Origin of the sequence: Bacteroides sp. (assembly GCF_029057325.1) — a bacterium.
GTDB lineage: Bacteria > Bacteroidota > Bacteroidia > Bacteroidales > Bacteroidaceae > Bacteroides.
The window spans coordinates 1-3,036 of record NZ_JAICZW010000063.1; the positions used below are offsets into that span (position 1 = coordinate 1).

3 protein-coding genes are annotated in these 3,036 nt (G+C 51.3%); all 3 read right to left on the reverse strand.

The window, feature by feature from the left end:
- The coding region (locus K2G43_RS04155; protein ID WP_300153086.1) for an inorganic phosphate transporter at window positions 1–872 on the reverse strand (872 nt) is incomplete at its 3' end.
- A gap of 93 nt (window positions 873–965) precedes the next feature.
- Entirely contained in the window at window positions 966–2,399 is a 1,434-nt protein-coding gene (locus tag K2G43_RS04160; protein WP_300153088.1) for an ATP-binding protein, read from the reverse strand.
- Window positions 2,377–3,036: response regulator transcription factor (locus K2G43_RS04165; protein ID WP_300153090.1), on the reverse strand; the 660-nt coding region annotated here is incomplete at its 5' end. The genes K2G43_RS04160 and K2G43_RS04165, both read right to left, overlap by 23 nt.

A 3,036-nucleotide genomic window follows, 5' to 3' on the forward strand; every position in this document is an offset into this window, starting at 1 on the left:
ATGTAGTCCTGATAGGAAGCAAGGCCGGTGAGGGGGACTCCGATGAAATTGACCAGGTCGTTGCCGGCAAAGGCCATGGCAAGGGCGAATGTACCCATCATCACAACCACTTTCAGTACGTTCACCGCCAATATATGCAGCAGTTGCATCAGCAGGGTAAATCCTGCGAGGCATCCGATGATTATGATTCCGGTATTCTCCTTAATCCACATCTTTACTTCGGGTGTCATGAAGGAGAGGTCCTTCGTCCCTTTGATAAGCAGGAAATAGACGATGGCCGTGGCACATACGCCGCCGAATATCCCGATTTTCCATTTGAACTTATTTCTGTAGTTGAACGAGAAAAGCGTGCGGGTGATGAATTGCACCATAGTGCCGAAAAAGAACGCTATCGCCACGGACAAGAAGATGCCGATGATGACGGACAAAGCCTTCTCTGTGTTGAGCAAGTCGTTGAAATCGAGTCCGGTGGTGTCGCCGGCTATTTTAATGAGGGATACCACGAAGGTGGCGCCAAGCAGCTCGAACACCATGGATACGGTCGTGGAGGTAGGCATGCCCAGGCTGTTGAAGATGTCGAGCAGGATAATGTCCGTCACCATGACAGCCATGAAGATGCAGGTAAGCTCGTAGTAGGAGAAATGCTCCGGACGGAAGATGCCGTGACGGGCGATGTCCATCATGCCATTGCTCATGGCGGCTCCGATGAACACACCGATAGAGGCTACAATCAATATACGTTTGAACGATGCTGCCTTGGAGCCTATCGCAGAATTCAGAAAATTGACCGCGTCGTTGCTGACTCCCACCGAAAGGTCGAATATCGCCAGCAGAAACAAGAATATCACGACGCACAGAAAAATAATATCCATAATCGTATGTTTTTGTTTGTTTTTGGTGCAAAGGTCGCATCCGGATGTTACATAGTTATTTCATGAGGTTTAAGTTGTTGTTAAACGACGGCATCACGGCTGTTTGTTCAGGGTAAATACGAACAGCAGGCCTCCTTGTTCCCGGTTTATGGCCCGAATGGTTCCTCCGTGCCAGTGCACGGCATTCTTTACGATAGACAGGCCGAGCCCGGTTCCTCCTAGCAGCCTTGAACGGCCTTTATCCACTCTGTAAAAGCGTTCGAATATCCGCGGCAGGTGCTCTTTCGCAACTCCTTTCCCGTTGTCTGCAAGGGCCAGCGTCACGTGATGGTCTGTCTCTTCCAGAACACGGATTTCAATGAGCGAGCCTTCGGAATAAGCAAGGGCGTTGTCTATGAGGTTGCGGAAGATTGAAAACAGAAGGGACATGTTGCCGTTGATTGTCACGGGCGTCACCTTGTTGCGGATTTCAAAGCCCTTGTTTCGTGCCAGTTCTTCGTACTCGTCGCATATTTCCGCGACGATGTCGGAGACGGAAAGCGCTTCTCGGGCGAAGCTCTCGCCGCCATCTTCGATACGGGTAAGGGTGGAGACATCTATCAAGAGCGATTGCAGGCGTTTGTTGGCGGCGTAACAGCGGTTGATGAAGTCTTCGCGCTTCTCGACGGGCAGTTCCTTGTGGTCAATAAGGGTTTCCAGGCACAATTGCATGGATGCGACCGGAGTTTTCAGCTCATGGTTTATGTTGTTGGTGAGTTGGCGCTTGATGCGCATCTTCTCCTGTTGCTCGCGAATGGCCTGGCGGTGCTCACGGTCTCTCTCCGCGATGGCCTGTTGAAGCTTTGCGTAGAGTCTGACGATGTGGTTGGAGATATTCCCGAGTTCATCGCGGGGGAACGGTTCGATATCTACGATGCGTTCTCCGCGTTCGGCTTTTTCGGCAAATGCGCTTAATCTTTCGATGTGTTTGCCCACTCTTCGTGTGACAAAGAAACCGATGACGCACATGCCCGCCGTGACCAAGGCGATAAACCACAGAAACGCATAGTCGGTGGTGAGCAATCGGTCGAGCGTCATGGAATAGGGTACGGCTGTGCGCACCAGATACCCCTTTCCGCGCTTCGCGGAATAGAAGTAGGTGCCGCCCGTGCTCTCGCTATGGCGCCGCAGCGTATATCCTTCTCCGGTTTGCATGGCTTTTATCACCTCCTCCCTGTCTATATGCGAGGCTTTGGGCAAAGAATCCGACGAATTGTCGAAAATGACTTTCCCGTTGCCGTCTATCACACTGATACGAAGTCCCACGATGTCGCATGGAGGCAGTTCTACCTTTCCGGTCGAATCAAGATGTGCGATTATAAACTCGTTCAAGACTTGAAGCCGGCTGTTCACCTCCTCTGCCTTGAACTGCTTTTCCCGATGGTATTGGAAGAGCGCGAAGCAGCCCACCAGGAGCCACGAATAAATCACCAACCCGAGGAACAGTTTCCGATGATAAGTCAGCCTACTCTGTGAAAACATACCCATAGCCAAGTTTCGTTACAATGTGTTTCCCGTAATCGCCGAGTTTGGAACGGAGCCGTGTGATGTTGACGTCCACAACCCGATCCAGTACGACTACCTCTTCCGGCCAGACAGCCTGCAGGATTTCATGGCGGGAAAATACCCTGCCTCTGTTCTTCAGCAACAAGGCCAGAATCTCAAACTCCTTTTTAGGCATTCTGATTTCCTTGTTGTCAAGCATGCACATCTTGCTTTCCGGCAAGATTTTCAGCCCGTGGAAGGTGAACGTGCGCTCTTTTTGGGCGGTTGCGCCCTGTGATGCGGACACCCTTCGCAAGACGGTCTTCACCCGGGCGAGGACATTCTTTATGGAGTAGGGCTTCGTGATATAATCGTCCGCTCCCAATTCAAGGCCTCCCACCATATCATCTACAGAGTCTTTGGCGGTGCAGAATATAATCGGGATGCCTGCCGTGTCCTTCCGCTTCTTCATGATGGATGCTAATTGTACACCACTGACATCTCCCATCATGATGTCAAGGAGAACAAGGTCGAACGAAGGTAAATCCAGCGTCAGGGCTTCTTCTGCCGAATTCGCTGTCTCCACCTCATAACATTCTCTCTCAAGGTTGAAACGAAGTCCCTCGGAGAGGGTTTCTTC